The sequence below is a fragment of the Stenotrophomonas bentonitica genome, from assembly GCF_002887735.1.
Classification (GTDB): Bacteria; Pseudomonadota; Gammaproteobacteria; order Xanthomonadales; family Xanthomonadaceae; genus Stenotrophomonas; species Stenotrophomonas bentonitica_A.
The window spans coordinates 166,808-183,674 of the sequence record NZ_PKQP01000001.1; the positions used below are offsets into that span (position 1 = coordinate 166,808).

The window sequence follows — 16,867 nt, forward strand, 5'->3', positions numbered from 1 at the left end:
CTCGCAGAATGCGTCTTCTGCCCCGCCGCCAGCCCAGGATCCTCCCATGCCCGATTCGTCCGCTCTGCTCGCCTTCGGTCTGATTTCGCTGGGCATGGTGCTGACGCCCGGGCCGAACATGATCTATCTGATCTCGCGCTCGATCTGCCAGGGACGCACCGCCGGGCTGATCTCGCTGGGCGGTGTCGCGCTGGGTTTTCTGGTGTACCTGGTGTGCGCGGCACTGGGCATCACCGCGCTGCTGATGGCAGTGCCGCATGCCTACGATGTGTTGCGTTTCGCCGGCGCGGCGTATCTGCTGTACCTGGCCTGGCAGGCGCTGCGCCCTGGCGGACGTTCGCCGTTCCAGCTGCGCACGCTGGACCATGACAGCCCGCGCAGATTGTTCGGCATGGGGCTGTTCACCGCGCTGCTCAATCCGAAGATCGCCGTGATGTATCTCTCGCTGCTGCCGCAGTTCATCCAGCCCCATGGGCATGGCAGCGTGATGGTGCAATCGGTGGTGCTCGGGCTGGTGCAGATCGCGACCAGCGTCAGTGTCAACGCACCGATCGTACTGGCCGCCGGCAGTATTGCCACCTTCCTGGCCGGACGCCCGCGCTGGCAGACGGTGCAGCGCGGCCTGATGGGTACGGTGCTCGGCGCGCTGGCGGTGCGCATGCTGGTGGACGCGCGCCGCTGAGGAGAAGCACTGGCCAACGGTCGGTGCCTGCCCGCCTCAGCCACGAAAAACGGCGCCCTTGGGGCGCCGTTTTCGTGTGCAGCGTTATCGCGACGGGAAGCCTCAGGCGACGACGACCGGAATCTTGCCGATGCGGGCCTGCCACTCGCGCGGGCCGGTCTGGTGCACGGACTCGCCGGTGGAATCCACCGCCACGGTCACCGGCATGTCCTGCACGGTGAACTCGTAGATCGCTTCCATGCCCAGATCCGCGAAGCCGACCACCTTGGCCGCCTTGATCGCCTTGGAGACCAGGTAGGCCGAGCCGCCGACCGCCATCAGGTAGGCCGACTTGTTGTCGCGGATCGCCTCGATCGCCGCCGGGCCGCGCTCGGCCTTGCCGACCATGCCCAGCAGGCCGGTCTGTTCCAGCACCTGGCGGGTGAACTTGTCCATGCGGGTCGCGGTGGTCGGGCCAGCCGGGCCCACCACTTCGTCGCGCACCGGATCGACCGGGCCGACGTAGTAGATGAAGCGGCCCTTGAGGTCGACCGGCAGCGGCTCGCCCTTGTCCAGCATCTCCACCATGCGCTTGTGCGCGGCGTCGCGGCCGGTCAGCAGCTTGCCGTTGAGCAGCAGGGTCTGGCCGGGCTTCCAGCTGGCGACGTCTTCCGGAGTGATCGTGTCCAGATCGACCCGGGTGCCCTTGGAGGCGTCATAGGTGATCTGCGGCCAGTCTTCCAATGACGGCGGATCGAGCATCACCGGGCCGCTGCCATCCAGCGTGAAATGCGCATGGCGGGTGGCCGCGCAGTTCGGGATCATCGCCACCGGCAGGTTGGCCGCGTGGGTCGGGAAGTCCTTGACCTTGATGTCCAGCACGGTGGTCAGGCCGCCCAGGCCCTGCGCGCCGATGCCCAGCGCGTTGACCTTGTCGAACAGTTCCAGGCGCAGTTCTTCGGCACGGTTGGAGGCGCCACGGGCCTTGAGCTCGTTGATGTCGATCGGCTCCATCAGCGACTCCTTGGCTAGCAGCATCGCCTTCTCGGCGGTGCCGCCGATGCCGATGCCGAGCATGCCCGGCGGACACCAGCCGGCGCCCATGGTCGGCACGGTCTTGAGCACCCAGTCCACGATCGAGTCGGACGGGTTGAGCATGGCGAACTTGGACTTGGCTTCCGAACCGCCGCCCTTTGCCGCGACGATCACCTCGACGGTGTCACCCGGCACCACCTTGACGTTGACCACGCCCGGGGTGTTGTCCTTGGTGTTGATGCGCTTGCCAGCCGGATCGGCCAGCACCGAGGCGCGCAGCTTGTTGTCCGGATAGTTGTAGGCGCGGCGCACGCCTTCGTTGGCCATGTCCTCCACGCCCATCGTGGCGTCGTCCCAGCGCACGTTCATGCCGATTTCCAGGAACACGGTGACGATGCCGGTGTCCTGGCAGATCGGCCGGTGGCCTTCGGCGCACATGCGCGAATTGATCAGGATCTGGGCCATCGCCTCCTTCGCGGCCGGCGACTCTTCGCGCTCATAGGCAGCGTTGAGGCTCTTGATGTAATCGACCGGGTGGTAGTACGAGATGTACTGCAGCGCGTCGGCGATGGACTGGATGAGGTCTTCCTGCTTGATCGATGTCACGACTTGCTCGCTTGCTGGAGGCTGGCGGGGGTTGAACCGCCGATTTTAACAACTACCGCCCGGCGGCGTTGAGAATCGCTCGCGGTGGCGGGGTTTGGTGCAAAGTGGGCGCCCCGCCTTGTCACAGCGGCCTGCCCGGCCGCGTCCTCCTGGCATGACCCCGACCGATACCTTCCAGACCCACCGCCCCCGCCTGTTCGCCTTGGCCTACCGCCTGCTGGGCAGCCGCAGCGACGCCGAGGACATCGTCCAGGACGCCTGGCTGCGCTGGCAGGGCGCCGACACCGGCGGGATCCGAGACCCGGAGGGCTGGCTGGTGACGGCCACCACCCGGCTCGGCCTGGACCGGCTGCGCGCCCTGCGCAGCGCGCGCGTGGAGTACGTCGGGCCGTGGCTGCCCGAGCCGCTGGAGATCGCCCTGGACCCGGACCCGCTGCAGGACCCGGCCCAGCGCCATGCCCTCGCCGATGAGGTCTCGGTGGCTTTCCTGGCACTGCTGGAGCAGCTCAAGCCGGATGAGCGCGCCGCCTTCCTGCTCAAGGATGTGTTCGACTACGACTACCCGGACATCGCGCCCCTGCTGGAGCACTCCCCCGCCAACTGCCGGCAACTGGTGCACCGGGCGCGGCAGCGACTGCAGACGGGCGCCCCACGCTTCACGGTCTCGCCCGCCCAGCAGCGCGACCTGCTGGCGCGCTTCATGGCCGCCTCGCAGCAGGGTGATCTGGAAGCGATCCGCGCCCTGCTCGATGCCAATGCCGAGATGATCTCCGACGGCGGTGGCCGCGTGACCGCAGCGATCCGCCCCCTGCTCGGCGCCGAGCGCATCGCGCAGCTGTACTGGGCGATCGCGCGCCGCAACGGCCAGCATCCGGCGCAGCTCGGCCAGGTCAATGGCGAGCCGGCGATCCTGCGTTTCGCGGGCGACCAGCTGCACTCGGTGACGATGATCACGGTCGATGCCGGACGGATCGTGCGCGTGCTCAGCGTGCTCAATCCGGAAAAACTCACCGCCCTTGTCACAGCGCGCGATGCTGGCGCGTCCTCCAGATGAAGACGGCCATTGCGGCCGTCATGGAGTCCCCGATGTCCACCTCACCGCGCGTTCCATACACCCGCCTCGCCGCCGAGGCCTTCAAGGGCCTGCTGGCCACCAGCAAGGCCGTGCACGACAGCTCGATCGATCCGGTACTGATGGAGCTGGTGTTCCTGCGTGTCTCGCAGATCAATGGCTGCGGTTACTGCATGGACATGCATGCCACCACCCTGCGCAAGGGCGGCATCGAACCGCGCAAGCTCGATACGCTGCCAGCCTGGCACGAGAGCCGCTTCTTCGATGCACGCGAGCGCGCCGCACTGGGCTGGGCTGAAGCACTGACCCGGCTGAGCAGCGCGGCGCCGTCCGATGCCGCGTACGACGCCCTGGCACCGCATTTCGATGAGAAGGGCATCAGCGACCTGAGCATGGGCATCGCGGTGATCAACGCCTGGAACCGCCTCGGCGCCGGCCTGCTGCCGCCGCTGCCATAAGGCACGGGTAGTGCCGGCCGCTGGCTGGCTCCGCACGATCGTCGTGCTGCACGGGTAGTGCCGGCCGCTGGCCGGCTCCGCACGATGCTGGATGCCACCTGGAGCCGGCCAGCGGCCGGCACTACCGGGTAGCGGTGTACCAGCTGCACCGTTCTGCGGGGCGTACGCGTCGGCAATCTGCGCAGGCACTGACTTCATGCATCAACCACGGTCACGGCGCGCACAATACCGCCCATGCCCGCCTCCCCCGCTGCCGGTGCACCCGGCCAGAAGAATCCCAGCCTGCGTGAGCGCGTCAATGCGATGCGCAACCTGCCCCCGTTCCTGCGCCAGGTCTGGCAGACCAGCCCCGGGCTGACCCTGGCCAGTCTCGGCCTGCGTGTGATCCGTGCCTTGCTGCCGGTGGCGATGCTCTATGTCGGCAAGTTGATCATCGATGCCGCCGTGCAGCTCAGCCAGCATGATGCCGGCTTCCCGCCGTTCGGCGAGGCGCTGTCCAGTGGCCTGCTCAATCCCCTGCTGGGCCTGCTCGCGCTCGAGTTCGGCCTGGCGATGGCCTCGGACCTGCTCGGCCGCATGGTCAGCTACGCCGATACCCTGCTGTCGGAGCTGTTCACCAACGTCACCAGCGTGCGCTTGATGGAACACGCCGCCGAGCTGGACCTGGAGGATTTCGAAGACCCCGACCTGCAGGACAAACTGGACCGGGCACGGCGCCAGACCATGGGCCGGATGAACCTGATGAGCCAGCTGTTCGGCCAGGTGCAGGACAGCATCACGGTGGCCAGCCTCGCGGTCGGCCTGATCGTGTACGCGCCGTGGTTGATCCTGCTGCTGGCGGTAGCACTGATCCCGGCCTTCATCGGCGAATCGCACTTCAACGCAGCCGGCTACAGCCTCAACTTCCAGTGGACGCCCGAGCGCCGCCAGCTGGAGTACCTGCGCCAGATCGGGGCCAGCGTGGAGACCGCCAAGGAGGTGAAGATCTTCAACCTCCATCGCTTCCTGATCGATCGCTACAAACTACTCGCCGAGAAGTTCTATCTGGCCAACCGTGCGCTGGCCCGCAAGCGTGCGATCTGGGGCACGCTGCTGGCAGCACTCGGTACGCTGGGCTATTACGCCGCCTACGCCTACATCGCCTGGCGCACCGTGCGCGGCGATTTCTCGATCGGCGACCTCACCTTCCTGGCCGGCAGCTTCCTGCGCCTGCGCCAGCTGCTGGAAGGCCTGCTGATCGGCTTTTCACAGGTTGCCGGCCAGGCGCTGTACCTGGACGATCTGTTCTCGTTCTTCCAGATCGAACCGGAAATCCACTCGCGCCCGGATGCCATCGCCATCCCGCAGCCGATCACCCAGGGCTTCGTGTTCGAGAACGTCGGTTTCCGCTATCCCGACGCCGAAAGCTGGGCGGTGCGGCATCTGGATTTCGACCTGCGTGCCGGTGAAGTACTGGCGCTGGTGGGTGAGAACGGTGCCGGCAAAACCACCCTGGTCAAGCTGCTGGCCCGCCTGTACGACCCCGACGAAGGCCGCATCCTGCTCGATGGCCGCGACCTGCGCGATTACGACCTGGATGACCTGCGCGCCAACATGGGCGTGATCTTCCAGGACTTCGTGCGCTACAACCTCAGCGCCGGCGAGAACATCGGCGTCGGCCTGGTCGAGGCGATGGGCGACGACGCCCGCATCCGCGATGCCGCCCGGCGCGGCATGGCCGATGAGGTGATCGCCGGCCTCCCCGGTGGCTACGACCAGCTGATCGGCCGCCGTTTCAAGATGGGCGTGGACCTGTCCGGTGGCCAGTGGCAGAAGATTGCGATCGCGCGGGCCTACATGCGCGATGCGCAGGTCATGATCCTGGATGAACCGACCGCGGCGCTGGATGCGCGCAGCGAGTTCGAGGTGTTCCAGCGCTTCAAGGAACTGTCCGACAACCGCACTGCGGTGCTGATCTCGCACCGCTTTTCCTCGGTGCGCATGGCCGACCGTATCCTGGTGCTGGCCGGCGGCCGGATCGAGGCCAGCGGCACCCATGCCGAGCTGATGACCCAGGGCGGCCGGTATGCCGAACTGTTCGAACTGCAGGCGGCCGGTTACCGCTGAAACCCAGGCACGACAGGCCTGTCCGGCCAGTCAATGAGAATTTATCTCATTTGAGATAAACTAGACCCGACGAAACCGACCAGAACCCCACCCCCATGTCTTCCGCTTTTGGCGCCGAAACGGTGCTTGAGGTCCGTCACTGGACCGACGCCTACTTCAGCTTCACCACGACCCGCGACAGCGGCTTCCGCTTCGAGAACGGCCAGTTCGTGATGATCGGCCTGGAAACCGAAGCGCGCCCATTGCTGCGCGCGTACTCCATCGCCAGTGCCAACTGGGAAGAAAACCTGGAGTTCTTCAGCATCAAGGTGCAGGACGGCCCGCTGACCTCGCGCCTGCAGCACATCAAGCCGGGCGACAAGGTGCTGGTCGGCAAGAAGCCTACCGGCACCCTGCTGATCAGCGACCTGCACCCGGGCAAGCACCTGTACCTGCTCGGCACCGGCACCGGCCTGGCGCCGTGGCTGTCGGTGATCAAGGACCCGGAAACCTATGAGCGCTTCGACAAGGTGATCCTCACCCACGGCGTGCGCTACGAAAAGGACCTGGCCTACCGCGACCTGTTCGAGAAGGAACTGCGCGAGCACGAGTTCCTCGGCGAGATGATCGGCGACAAGCTGCTTTACTACCCGGCCGTGACCCGCGAAGCCTTCCCCAACCAGGGCCGGCTGACCTCGTTGATGGAAAGCGGCGAGATGCAGAAGACCCTCGGCCTGCCGCCGCTGGATCCGGAAAACGACCGCGCCATGATCTGCGGCAGCCCGCAGATGCTGGCCGACCTGCGCACCGTGCTGGACAGCCGCGGCTTCCAGACCTCCCCGCGCATCGGCACCCCGGGCCACTACGTCTTCGAACGCGCCTTCGTCGAAAAGTAATCGCGGCGCTCGGCTCCGCCCGGCTGATCGACCAACCTGCGCGCCAGCCGGACAGAGCCCGGCTCTACGGGGCTGATTCGCCGACCGCGGCCCTGCCGCGTAGAGCCGACCCTTGGTCGGCTCTCGCGGCAACGATCGCATTCACGTTGGGCTATATTCCGCGTCAGCCCGGCAACGGCCGGGCCTGACCTGGAGCCGTACCGATGATCAGGAAGATCCGCCCCGCCCTCGCCTGCCTGCTGCTCGCCATGAGCCTGGCTGCCAGCGCCGCCGCGCCCGCAACGCCCTCACCGAAAGCCGGCGATATCCCGCCGCAGATCCTGGGCAAGGACCGCCAGGGCAATGTGGTGGACCTGGCCAGCCAGCGCGGCAAGGTCGTCATCGTCACGTTCTGGGCCTCGTGGTGCGGACCGTGCCGCAAGGAACTGCCGATCCTGGGCCAGCTGCAGGAGGTCATCGGGCATGACGCGCTGCAGGTCTACGCGGTGAACCTGAAGGAACCGCGCGCCGATTTCGCCGCCATCGCCCGCAGCCGCAAAGCCCCGCCACTGGACTACATCCACGACGCCAAGGGCGAGGTCAGCGACCAGTACGGCATCCAGACCATCCCGCACATGTTCATCATCGGCCACGACGGCAGCATCGCCGGCGTGCATCGCGGCTACTCCGAGCAGAGTCTGCCGAAAATCGTCGACGACATTCTCTCCCTCCTGCCCGAAGACGTGCGCAACCGGAAAGCAGGCGGCTGATTCCACCGCTGCGGTGTAGAGCCACGCCATGCGTGGCTGGAACGTTGGGCGAACCGGTGATGCGAGGAGCCGGCCAGCAGCCGGCACTACCGGGATCACGGAGCCGGGCAGAGCCCGGCGCTACGCCAGCGCCGCCTCAATGTCGCCGCGCAGCGACTCGGGCTTGCCGGTCGGTGCATAGCGCTGCAACACCCGCCCGTCGCGACCGACGAGGAACTTGCTGAAGTTCCACTTGATCCCGCGCGTGCCCAGCACCCCGGCCTTCTCGGCCTTGAGCCACTGCCACAGCGGATCAGCGCCCGCGCCGTTGACCTCCACCTTGTCCGACATCAGGAAACTGACCCCATAGGTCAGCGAACAGAACTCCCCGATCTGCGCCGCATCGCCCGGCTCCTGGTGCCCGAACTGATCGCAGGGAAACCCGATCACCACCAGCCCGCGCGGCCCGAATTCCCGCCACAACGCCTCCAGCCCCTCGTACTGCGGCGTGAAGCCACACTTGCTGGCCACATTGACCAGCAGCAACACCTTGCCCCGATACTGCGCCAACGCCTGTGGCTGGCCCGACAGATCCACGAACGGGAAATCGAAGGCAGTGGTCATGGCAGAGGCTCCGGTGGAAAGGCCTCTCATCTTAGCTCGCCCAGCGTATTCGGCCGGGTGGGCTGAGGAGCCGGCCGGTGGCCCGAGGAGCCGGCCAGCGGCCGGCACTACGCCTCGGGACGGCAACGACCGGGCTGGCTCTTGCAGTGGCCGCACCCTTCGCAATGCCCTGGCCTGGCCAAAACATGCCTTTCGACACAAGCCGCTCCCCAACGGCCCGGGTTACCCTCAAAGACTTGTCTGACCGGAGAATTCCCCTTGACCACCCGTCTTGCCCTCGCCGTCGCCGTGACCCTCGGCCTGGCCCTGCCCGCCTATTCCGCCACCGCCGCCACCCCGGCCGCGACCACCGCCCAGCAGGCCAACCCGTTCTTCGCCGACAGCCCGCTGCCGCTGCACTTCCCGCAGTTCGACAAGATCAAGGACAGCGACTTCGCGCCCGCCTTCGACGCCGGCATGGCCCAGCAGCTGAAGGAAGTCGAGGCGATCGCCAACAACAAGGCCAAGCCGACCTTCGACAACACCCTCATCGCCCTGGAGAAGAGCGGTGAGACCCTGGACCGCGCCACCACCGTCTTCTTCAGCCTGGTCGGTGCCGACACCAACGACGCACGCAAGAAGCTGCAGGCCGACTACTCCGCCCGCTTCGCCGCGCACAGCGACGCGATCGCGCTGAACGGCAAGCTGTTTGCCCGCATCCAGAGCCTGTATGACACCCGCACCCAGCTCGGCCTCGACGCCGAAGGCGTGCGCCTGGTCGAGAAGTACTACGAGAGCTACGTCCGCGCCGGCGCCAAGCTGTCCGAAGCGGACAAGACCAAGCTCAAGGAAATGAACGCCGAGCTGGCCAACCTGGGCACCAAGTTCAGCCAGAACGTGCTGGCCGAAGTGAATGCCTCGGCGATCACCGTCGATGACGTCAAGGACCTGGACGGGCTCTCGCAGGAGCAGATCTCCGCCGCTGCCGAAGCCGCCAAGGCCCGTGGCCAGGACGGCAAGTACGTCATCACCCTGCTCAACACCACCGGCCAGCCGCCGCTGACCAACCTGGCCAACCGCGCCCTGCGCCAGAAGATCTACGAAGCCTCCATCACCCGCGGCAGCCGCGGCGGTGAGTACGACAACACCGCCCTGGTCTCGCGCATCATGCAGCTGCGTGCCGACAAGGCCAAGCTGATGGGCTTTGCGAACTTCGCCGCCTACAACCTGACCAACCAGACCGCCAAGACCCCCGAAGCGGTCAACGCCATGCTCGGCCAGCTCGCCCCGGCCGCCGTCGCCAACGCCAAGCGCGAAGCCGCCGACCTGCAGGCGATGATCGACAAGGAGCAGAAGGCCGCCGGCAAGCCCACCTTCAAGCTGGAAGCCTGGGACTGGGCGTTCTACAGCGAGAAGGTCCGCCAGGCCAAGTACAACTTCGACGAATCCCAGCTCAAGCCGTACTTCGAAATGAAGAACGTGCTCGAAAACGGCGTCTTCCACGCCGCCCAGCTGGAGTTCGGCCTGACCTTCAAGCAGCGTACCGACCTGCCGGTCTACCACGACGACGTCACCGTCTATGACGTGTTCGATGCCGACGGCAGCCAGCTGGCGATCTTCATCTTCGACCCGTACGCACGCGCCTCCAAGCGCGGCGGTGCGTGGATGAACTCGTACGTCTCGCAGTCCGAGCTGACCGGCTTCAAGCCGGTGGTCGCCAACCACCTCAACATCCCCAAGCCGCCGGCCGGCAAGCCGACCCTGCTGACCTGGGATGAAGTGACCACCACCTTCCACGAATTCGGCCACGCCCTGCACGGCATGTTCTCGAACGTGAAGTACCCCTACTTCTCGGGCACCTCGGTGCCGCGCGACTTCGTCGAGTTCCCCTCGCAGGTCAACGAGATGTGGGCCGATGACCCGGTCATCCTGAAGAACTACGCCAAGCACTACCAGAACGGCACGGCCATGCCGCAGGCCCTGCTCGACAAGGTCGTCGCCGCCGCCAAGTTCAACCAGGGCTTTGCCACCACCGAATACCTCGGTGCGGCCATGCTCGACCAGCGCTGGCACCAGATCGGTCCGGACCAGGTCCCGGCCGCCAAGGACGTGATGAAGTTCGAAGCCGAGGCCCTGGCCAAGGACGGCATCTTCTACGCGCCGGTCCCGCCGCGCTACAAGACCCCGTACTTCAGCCACATCATGGGCGGCTATTCGGCCGGCTACTACGCCTACATCTGGTCTGAAGTGCTCGACGCCAACACCCAGAAGTGGTTCCGCGAAAACGGCGGCCTGAGCCGCAAGAACGGCGATCACTTCCGCCAGACCCTGCTTTCCAAGGGCGGCAGCGTGGATGCAATGGAACTGTTCCAGAACTTCGCCGGCCATGCCCCGCAGATCGAGCCGCTGCTCGAAAAGCGCGGCCTGACCTCGGGTGACGGCAAGAAGTAAGCGTCCGCCTCAACGACGTGCGCAACGAAAAACGCCCGGCACCGCCGGGCGTTTTTTTCGTGCCGCCAGCTCATCTCACCGTGGCGCTACGTAGCCTCCAGGCACGCCATTGGGCGACAACACCAGCTGCCACAACTGTGCGTGCCGGCAGCGGAAACTCGCCATCGAACCGGCCAGATAGAACCGCCACATCCGGCGGAACCGTTCGTCATACCACTGCGCATCCAGGCGCGGCCACGCCGCCTCGATGTTGGCCCGCCACGCCTGCAGGGTCCGGTCGTAATCGGTGCCGAAGTTGTGCCAGTCCTCCAGCACGAACACCCCTTCGAACGCGTCGGTCACCTGCGCCGCCGAGGGCAGCATCGAGTTCGGGAAGATGTACTTTGCGATCCACGGATCGGTGCGATGCCGCGACAGATTGCTGCCGATCGAATGCAGCAGGAACAATCCTTCCGGCCGCAGGCAGCGCCGCGCCATCTCGAAGTACCCGCGATAGTTCTTGTCGCCCACGTGCTCGAACATCCCCACCGACAGGATCGCGTCGAAGGACTCCTCCACGTCGTGGTAGTCCTGCAACCGTATCTCGACCGGCAACCCCGCGCACAACTGCCGCGCATAGTCCGCCTGCTCCTGCGAGATCGTCACGCCGACGCCGGAGACGCCATAGCGCTCGGCCGCGAACTTCAGCGCCTCGCCCCACCCGCAGCCGATATCCAGAATGCGCTGGCCGGGGCGCAGGCCCAGCTTGCGGCAGATCAGATCGAGCTTGGCCTCCTGCGCCGTGTCCAGGTCCGCAGCTTCGCGCCAGTAACCGCAGCTGTAGACCAGCCGCTGGCCGAGCATCGCCTCGTACAGATCATTGCCCAGGTCGTAATGGCGACGGCCGACCTCGAAACTGCCGGCGCCGGCCTGCAGATTGAACACCCGCGCCTTGATCGCATCGGCCAGATCGCGCCAGCCGTGCACGCGTTCGTCCAGATGCGCCTGCATCAGATGAAAGAGGAAGTCGTCCAGCGCGCGGGCATCCCACTGCCCGTCCATGTAACTCTCGCCCAGGCCCAGCGAGCCCTGGGCCATGACCCGTGCATAGAAGCGCGGGTCGTGCACCGTGATGTCCTGCGGCTGGTCACCGCCAACGGTGACCCCCGCTTCGTGCAGCAACCCCGTGACCCGTCGTTGCAGCCCAGCGTCCACATCGCCTCCGTCGATCAGCCCCGGGCGAACAACCCCGCGACATCCTGACCCACGTGCGGCACCAGCACGGCGGCCGGGACGTCCACGGTCTGCGTGCCGTCCGAGTACGGCCCTACCTGGTAGGGCGGGAACACGAAGCGTATCGCAGAGATGCGTCCGTCGGAACCGGTCAGCGGCTGGAACTGGCTGAAGTTGTCCGCGCTGGGCCCGGTGCCATCGGCGATCATCCGGCTGGCGTTGCGCAGGGACTCCTGCATCTGCGCCGGCTCCATCTCATCGCCGCTCAGGCGCGTGGCCACGCGTTCGCGCAGCTGGTCGGCCACGTAGTCGCTGATCGCCTTCCAGCCCCTGGCATCGGCCACCAGCTTGTCGGCGGTCAGCATCTGCTGCTGCTCCGGCAGCCATACGAAGCGCGCCACCAGCGGCTCACCGTGGGCGCCACCGGTGTAACGGCTGCCATCGGCGGTCACCACCACCAGCTGCGGCGTCTCCAGCACCTTCTCGAAGGTCAGCGAGAGCTCGTAGGGCATGGTCGGCTTGTCGTTGCCCAGCCCGTCCAGCGCCTGCTGCAGCTCGGCCCGGGCGCTGTCGGCATAGCTGCCCAGCGTCTTGGCCAGGCCCGGATACCGCGCGATGTCCGGCGGATAGGTAATCCCGACCACCGCCTGCGGCGAGGTCTCGATCACGTCGCGCAGCTCGACCGGCGCATCCGGCGTCGCCGCCGGTGCAGCCGGTTCGACGGCGGTATCGGCCGCTGCCACCGGCGCCTGTGCGTCACCGTCGCGCTTGCAGCCTGCCACCACCACCAAGCCCATAGCCAAGGCCAACGCGCTGGTGCGCAGCGCGCAACGGTTTCCTGCGATGTTCATCCTGAAATCCCCTTGTTGTAACCCACCATCATGATCGGCCATCCCTGAAGCATGACCCGCTGCCCTCATCGGACCAGCAGGTCGTCGTACTCCTCGTGCCGCTGCAGGAACGCTTCGGCGTACGCGCAGGCAGGCACTACCTTGAATCTGTGTTCGCGCGCGTAGCGCAGCGCCACCTTGGTCAACTCACCGGCCACGCCGCGTCCGGCGATCGGCTCGGGCACCTCGGTGTGGGTGATGATCATCCGCTTGCGCTTGATCTGGTAATCCAGCAGCGCCAGATGCCCTTTGACCCGGGCCTGGAACCGGTGATGGGCCAGATCGTGCTCCACCTCGTAAGCCAGTCCGGGCGGCGTGACCGAAGCCATGAGCGGTGTCTCCTGCGGCGACTGCAGCGATAGTGCGCAGCCGGCCGCCATGATCGCGTGAAGCCTGAACAGGGGCAAGCAGCGACGTGGCGCGTCACATCCGGCCCTAAAGGCTGGAGCCGCCACGCCGATATCGGATCCGGACAGGGCGTAAGAGCTGGCATGGCTTTTGCGAAGACCTGCCTGCACGCACCCGCTCTTCCGGAGGTCCGCATGGACAACACCGCACCTGCCCCCGCCGCCCACGGCGATGCCGACAGCTCCCTGCTCGAGGGCCTGTTCCAGCTGGCCGTGAACGGCCAGACCCAGGGCTGGGAATTCGACCAGATCAACCATGAGGTCTACGCCCGGCTGCTCAGCACCTATGGCGTGGACGGCAAGAAGGCCGCCTGACGGGTGCCGGGCTCACGACCAACGGTCGTGAGCTACCCCGGCCAGATCCGTCGTCGTAGGTACCGACCGTTGGTCGGTACGCCCCACCCCACGCCAGATACCACGTCGCAGGTACCGACCGTTGGTCGGTACGCCCCACCCCGCGCGAGATACCACGTCGTAGGTACCGACCGTTGGTCGGTACGCGCCGAATCAACCGCCGAGGCGGAAGGTCGGGTTGCTCAGCTCACGCAGGAAGTGGCTGAAGATGCTCGGCTGCATGGCCAGCATGAAGAGCACGCCGAAGGCCGCACCGGCCAGGTGCGCGCTGTGGTTGATCCGGTCGCCGCCACGGCGGTCCATCCAGATGCTGTAGCCCACGTAGAACACCGCATAGATGATCGCCGGGGCCGGGATGAACAGCACCAGGATGATCGACCACGGCTTGATCAGGATGAAGGCGAACAGCACTGCCGAGACCGCGCCCGATGCCCCCAGGCTGAGGTAGTTCGGATTCTTCTGGTTCTTCAGGTAGCTGGGCAGGATCGAGACCAGCAACGCGCCCAGGTAGAACGCCGGATAGGTCAGGTAGCTGCCGCTCAACTGCAGCATCACCTGTTCGATGAAGCCGCCGAAGAAGAACAGCGTGATCATGTTGAACGCCAGGTGCGACAGGTCGGCGTGGATGAACCCGTAGGTGATCAGGCGATCGTACTGACGGTTGCGGTCCACTGCCGGCGGCCACAGGATCAGGCGGTCGGCGAGCGCACGGTTCTTGAACGCCATCCACGACACGATGACGGTGATGGCGATCAGCAGCAGGTTGACTGGGGTCATGTCAGGCTCAGGCGGTGCGGTAGTTGTCGACCATACGATAGCGCTTGGCATACCAACCGAAGGCCAACGCCGCCAGGAACGCAAAGCCGGCGAAGAAGAACATCAGGAACGCCGCCTCGCTCAAGCCGGTACTGGCGATCTGGTGGGTCACCGTGTCGTTGCGCACCGCCGCGTTGGACAGCAGCACCCACAGGTTGCCGATGGTGGTGGTCAGGTTCCAGAAGCTCATCACCACGCCCTTCATGGCCTGCGGCGCCTGGCTGTAGGCGAACTCCAGGCCGGTGGCCGAGACCAGCACTTCACCGAAGGTCAGCAGCGCGTAGGGCAGCATCTGCCAGAAGATGGACATGACGTTGCCGCCATCCATCATCACCTGGATACCGCCGACCACGATCCAGGCCAGGCCGCTGAAGGCGATGCCGGCGGTCATCCGGCGCAGCGCGGTCGGCTCGAAGCCGAAGCGGCGCAGCATCGGGTACAGCACCAGGTTGTTGAACGGGATCAGGATCATCACCAGCAGCGGGTTCAGCGCCTGCATCTGCGAGGCGGTGAACCAGCTTGGCATTGCCATCTGCTGGCCCTGCAGGACCCAGGTCGAGGCCTTCTGGTCGAACAGCGAGAAGAACGGCGTGGTCAGGGCGAAGATCACCAGCACGCGCAGCACCGAGCGCACGCCCTCCACCGCCTCGGCCGGGTGCACGGCGCGGGCGCGGTCCAGCTGGATCCAGGTGCCGCCACCGATGCCGGCCAACAGCAGGACCAGCGCGATGCACAGGCAGATCACGATGCCCAGGCTGCCGACCAGCCCCATCGAGGCCACCGCCAGCACCGCACCGAGGATGGCCAGGGTACGACCCGGACGGCCCTTGCCCGGCACCTGCGCCGACAGCGCGGTACGCACCACGTTGCCGAACGAATGCGGGTCCTTGGGCGGCAGCGGGACCAGCACGTAGCGCTTGCGGCCCATCCAGAACACGAAGGTGGCCACGAACATCAGGATGCCCGGGATGCCGAAGGCCCACGACGGACCCAGGTTCTTCAGCGCCAGCGGAATCAGCAGCGAGGCGAACAGCGAGCCGAAGTTGATGATCCAGTAGAAGGCGTCGAACACGACCTTGGCCAGATGTTTGTTGCTCTGGTCGAACTGGTCGCCCATGAACGAGGCCACCAGCGGCTTGATGCCGCCGGCACCCAGCGCGATCAGGCCCAGGCCGACGAAGAAGCCCTGGCGGCTGTCCTCGAAGATGGCCAGGCAGGCGTGGCCGGCGCAGTAGATCAGGCTGAACCACAGGATGGTGTGGTACTTGCCGAAGAATTTGTCGGCCAGCCAGCCACCGAGCAGCGGGAAGAAATACACGCCGATCATGAAGCTGTGCATGATGTCCTTGGCCTCGCCGGCCCGGCCATCGGCGGTGATCTCCTGCAACAGCAGCGAGGTGATCAGGAACTGCACCAGGATGTTGCGCATCCCATAGAAGCTGAAGCGTTCGCAGGCCTCATTGCCGATGATGTAGGGAATCTGGCGCGGCATCTTTCCTTTGCCGGCGCTGGCGGCTGCGATATTGCTCATCCTGTGGGGCTGTCCTGCGAACACGAAAGGACCAAGATTACCGGAAGCCCCTACCCCAGCGCACGCTGCACAGCTGCATGACAGGGGCCACCGGACATGGCAGGCGGGCCGGAATCCCATCTGCGCGATGGCACCCGTGTCACGGATCGTCGACGGCGAAAGCGTAAACTTATCGTTATGCGCACGCACATCACCGGTGGGACCCGAGGTTGGACAGGCTGGATCCTGCTGCTGTTGCTGGCCGCGCCCGCCGCCGGCGCGCACGCGCGCCAGGCCGAGGACGCCCTGCCCTCGCTGAAGATCGCCACGCTGGAACTGCCGACCCAGGACGATGCCCAATGGCAACAGCGGCGTGACCAGGTGCTGCAGCTGCTGGAGTCCATGCAGCCGGACGTGATCGCGGTGCAGCGGGTGCTGCAGACCCAGGGCCGCAACCCCGCCTGCTGGCTGGCCAGCCGGCTGCGCTACAGCTGCGATTTCGTCACTGCCGATCCGCCCAGCCAGCCGCTGCGCCACGGCAGCGCCATGCTGACCCGGCTGCCGGTGACCGATGACGCCGTCACCCTGCTGCACCCGCCGGGGCAGTTCAGCGCGGCCGGGATGCTGCGGGTCAAGCTGCGCGAGGAACTGATCAACATCTACGTGGCCCGGCTGCGCCCGGAACCGGACGACGCGCAGATCCGCCGGCACCAGACCACCGATCTGATGACCTGGATCGGCGCGACCGCCGACGGCCTGCCTTCGCTGATCGCCGGCGACTTCTCGGCCGAGATCACCGAGCTGGTGGGAAGTACCCCGGGCTTCCAGCCGGCCCGCAAGAACCCCGGCGAACGCGTGGATCCGCCGTCGCTGGCCGGCGCGGCACGGGGCCACGGCCTGGACGTGCTGTTCCAGGTGAAGCACTTCGGCGGCATCCGCCAGGACAGTATCAAGCTGCCGGCCAGCGAGGGCGACGCTGCGGCGATGCGGCTGGGCACCATGGCCACCCTGCGCCTGCAGACGCCGGAAAGCACCAGCGCGCCCTGACCGGCACCGTTCGCGGGGGCGCAACGAAAAACGGCC

The 16,867-nt window shown here is 66.4% G+C and carries 16 protein-coding genes; 9 read left to right on the forward strand and 7 right to left on the reverse strand.

The window, feature by feature from the left end:
* The first annotated feature begins 46 nt into the window (after positions 1-46).
* Positions 47-682, forward strand: coding sequence for a LysE family translocator (locus tag C0R07_RS00765; RefSeq protein WP_102788006.1), 636 nt, complete (start codon positions 47-49; stop codon positions 680-682).
* 102 nt (positions 683-784) lie between these two features.
* On the opposite strand, the gene C0R07_RS00770 is transcribed toward C0R07_RS00765, so the two are convergent.
* A complete protein-coding gene (locus C0R07_RS00770; protein ID WP_019185911.1) occupies positions 785-2,302 on the reverse strand; it encodes a fumarate hydratase in 1,518 nt (505 codons plus the stop codon).
* A gap of 154 nt (positions 2,303-2,456) precedes the next feature.
* On the opposite strand from C0R07_RS00770, the gene C0R07_RS00775 reads away from it, so the two are divergent.
* From C0R07_RS00775 to C0R07_RS00795, 5 genes are all read left to right on the forward strand, one after another.
* Positions 2,457-3,356, forward strand: a complete 900-nt coding sequence (locus tag C0R07_RS00775; protein ID WP_102788007.1) for an RNA polymerase sigma-70 factor — start codon at positions 2,457-2,459, stop codon at positions 3,354-3,356.
* A 32-nt stretch (positions 3,357-3,388) separates the two neighbouring features.
* Positions 3,389-3,832 carry a carboxymuconolactone decarboxylase family protein gene (locus C0R07_RS00780; RefSeq protein ID WP_026070203.1) on the forward strand — a complete coding sequence of 148 codons (444 nt, stop codon included), beginning with the start codon at positions 3,389-3,391 and terminating at the stop codon, positions 3,830-3,832.
* Between the two features lie 234 nt (positions 3,833-4,066).
* Positions 4,067-5,938 (forward strand): ABC transporter ATP-binding protein, encoded by a 1,872-nt coding sequence (locus C0R07_RS00785; RefSeq protein ID WP_070470337.1) that lies wholly within the window; start codon positions 4,067-4,069, stop codon positions 5,936-5,938.
* Positions 5,939-6,033: 95 nt separating this feature from the next.
* The gene (locus C0R07_RS00790) at positions 6,034-6,813 is read left to right on the forward strand and encodes a ferredoxin--NADP reductase (protein WP_019185907.1); all 780 of its coding nucleotides are present in this window, start codon (positions 6,034-6,036) and stop codon (positions 6,811-6,813) included.
* A gap of 203 nt (positions 6,814-7,016) precedes the next feature.
* The gene (locus C0R07_RS00795; RefSeq protein ID WP_102788008.1) at positions 7,017-7,562 is read left to right on the forward strand and encodes a TlpA disulfide reductase family protein; all 546 of its coding nucleotides are present in this window, start codon (positions 7,017-7,019) and stop codon (positions 7,560-7,562) included.
* Between the two features lie 120 nt (positions 7,563-7,682).
* Here the strand turns inward: C0R07_RS00795 and C0R07_RS00800 are convergent, their stop codons facing one another.
* Positions 7,683-8,165: a glutathione peroxidase gene (locus C0R07_RS00800; protein WP_102788009.1), complete on the reverse strand. Its 483-nt coding sequence runs from the start codon at positions 8,163-8,165 to the stop codon at positions 7,683-7,685.
* Positions 8,166-8,423: 258 nt separating this feature from the next.
* On the opposite strand from C0R07_RS00800, the gene C0R07_RS00805 reads away from it, so the two are divergent.
* A complete protein-coding gene (locus C0R07_RS00805) occupies positions 8,424-10,595 on the forward strand; it encodes a M3 family metallopeptidase (RefSeq protein WP_102788010.1) in 2,172 nt (723 codons plus the stop codon).
* Positions 10,596-10,670: 75 nt separating this feature from the next.
* Here the strand turns inward: C0R07_RS00805 and cfa are convergent, their stop codons facing one another.
* From cfa to C0R07_RS00820, 3 genes are read right to left on the reverse strand one after another with little or no spacing between them, the layout of a single operon-like run.
* Entirely contained in the window at positions 10,671-11,789 is a 1,119-nt protein-coding gene (gene cfa, locus C0R07_RS00810) for a cyclopropane fatty acyl phospholipid synthase (RefSeq protein ID WP_102788011.1), read from the reverse strand.
* A 14-nt stretch (positions 11,790-11,803) separates the two neighbouring features.
* A complete protein-coding gene (locus C0R07_RS00815; RefSeq protein ID WP_428991882.1) occupies positions 11,804-12,700 on the reverse strand; it encodes a DUF3298 domain-containing protein in 897 nt (298 codons plus the stop codon).
* A 23-nt stretch (positions 12,701-12,723) separates the two neighbouring features.
* Positions 12,724-13,026 carry a GNAT family N-acetyltransferase gene (locus C0R07_RS00820; RefSeq protein ID WP_019182900.1) on the reverse strand — a complete coding sequence of 101 codons (303 nt, stop codon included), beginning with the start codon at positions 13,024-13,026 and terminating at the stop codon, positions 12,724-12,726.
* A gap of 213 nt (positions 13,027-13,239) precedes the next feature.
* Between C0R07_RS00820 and C0R07_RS00825 the strand changes: the two genes are divergently transcribed.
* A complete protein-coding gene (locus C0R07_RS00825; RefSeq protein ID WP_019182899.1) occupies positions 13,240-13,419 on the forward strand; it encodes a hypothetical protein in 180 nt (59 codons plus the stop codon).
* 192 nt (positions 13,420-13,611) lie between these two features.
* Here the strand turns inward: C0R07_RS00825 and C0R07_RS00830 are convergent, their stop codons facing one another.
* Together C0R07_RS00830 and C0R07_RS00835 are read right to left on the reverse strand one after the other, a co-directional pair.
* Complete coding sequence (locus C0R07_RS00830) at positions 13,612-14,235, reverse strand: rhomboid family intramembrane serine protease (protein WP_019182898.1); 624 nt, start codon at positions 14,233-14,235, stop codon at positions 13,612-13,614.
* Positions 14,236-14,242: 7 nt separating this feature from the next.
* Complete coding sequence (locus tag C0R07_RS00835; protein WP_070470348.1) at positions 14,243-15,805, reverse strand: oligopeptide:H+ symporter; 1,563 nt, start codon at positions 15,803-15,805, stop codon at positions 14,243-14,245.
* Between the two features lie 177 nt (positions 15,806-15,982).
* On the opposite strand from C0R07_RS00835, the gene C0R07_RS00840 reads away from it, so the two are divergent.
* The gene (locus tag C0R07_RS00840; RefSeq protein WP_019182896.1) at positions 15,983-16,831 is read left to right on the forward strand and encodes an endonuclease/exonuclease/phosphatase family protein; all 849 of its coding nucleotides are present in this window, start codon (positions 15,983-15,985) and stop codon (positions 16,829-16,831) included.
* Positions 16,832-16,867 lie beyond the last annotated feature (36 nt).

Bases quoted from the DNA above. Each gene is read 5' to 3' on its own strand.
- C0R07_RS00795 (WP_102788008.1), top strand. From the start codon at position 7,017: ATGATCAGGAAGATCCGCCCCGCCCTCGCCTGCCTGCTGCTCGCCATG.
- C0R07_RS00790 (WP_019185907.1), top strand. From the start codon at position 6,034: ATGTCTTCCGCTTTTGGCGCCGAAACGGTGCTTGAGGTCCGTCACTGG.
- C0R07_RS00800 (WP_102788009.1), bottom strand. From the start codon at position 8,165: ATGACCACTGCCTTCGATTTCCCGTTCGTGGATCTGTCGGGCCAGCCA.
- C0R07_RS00820 (WP_019182900.1), bottom strand. From the start codon at position 13,026: ATGGCTTCGGTCACGCCGCCCGGACTGGCTTACGAGGTGGAGCACGAT.
- C0R07_RS00815 (WP_428991882.1), bottom strand. From the start codon at position 12,700: ATGGCCGATCATGATGGTGGGTTACAACAAGGGGATTTCAGGATGAAC.
- C0R07_RS00765 (WP_102788006.1), top strand. From the start codon at position 47: ATGCCCGATTCGTCCGCTCTGCTCGCCTTCGGTCTGATTTCGCTGGGC.
- C0R07_RS00840 (WP_019182896.1), top strand. From the start codon at position 15,983: ATGCGCACGCACATCACCGGTGGGACCCGAGGTTGGACAGGCTGGATC.
- C0R07_RS00785 (WP_070470337.1), top strand. From the start codon at position 4,067: ATGCCCGCCTCCCCCGCTGCCGGTGCACCCGGCCAGAAGAATCCCAGC.
- C0R07_RS00825 (WP_019182899.1), top strand. From the start codon at position 13,240: ATGGACAACACCGCACCTGCCCCCGCCGCCCACGGCGATGCCGACAGC.
- C0R07_RS00835 (WP_070470348.1), bottom strand. From the start codon at position 15,805: ATGAGCAATATCGCAGCCGCCAGCGCCGGCAAAGGAAAGATGCCGCGC.
- C0R07_RS00775 (WP_102788007.1), top strand. From the start codon at position 2,457: ATGACCCCGACCGATACCTTCCAGACCCACCGCCCCCGCCTGTTCGCC.
- C0R07_RS00780 (WP_026070203.1), top strand. From the start codon at position 3,389: ATGTCCACCTCACCGCGCGTTCCATACACCCGCCTCGCCGCCGAGGCC.
- C0R07_RS00830 (WP_019182898.1), bottom strand. From the start codon at position 14,235: ATGACCCCAGTCAACCTGCTGCTGATCGCCATCACCGTCATCGTGTCG.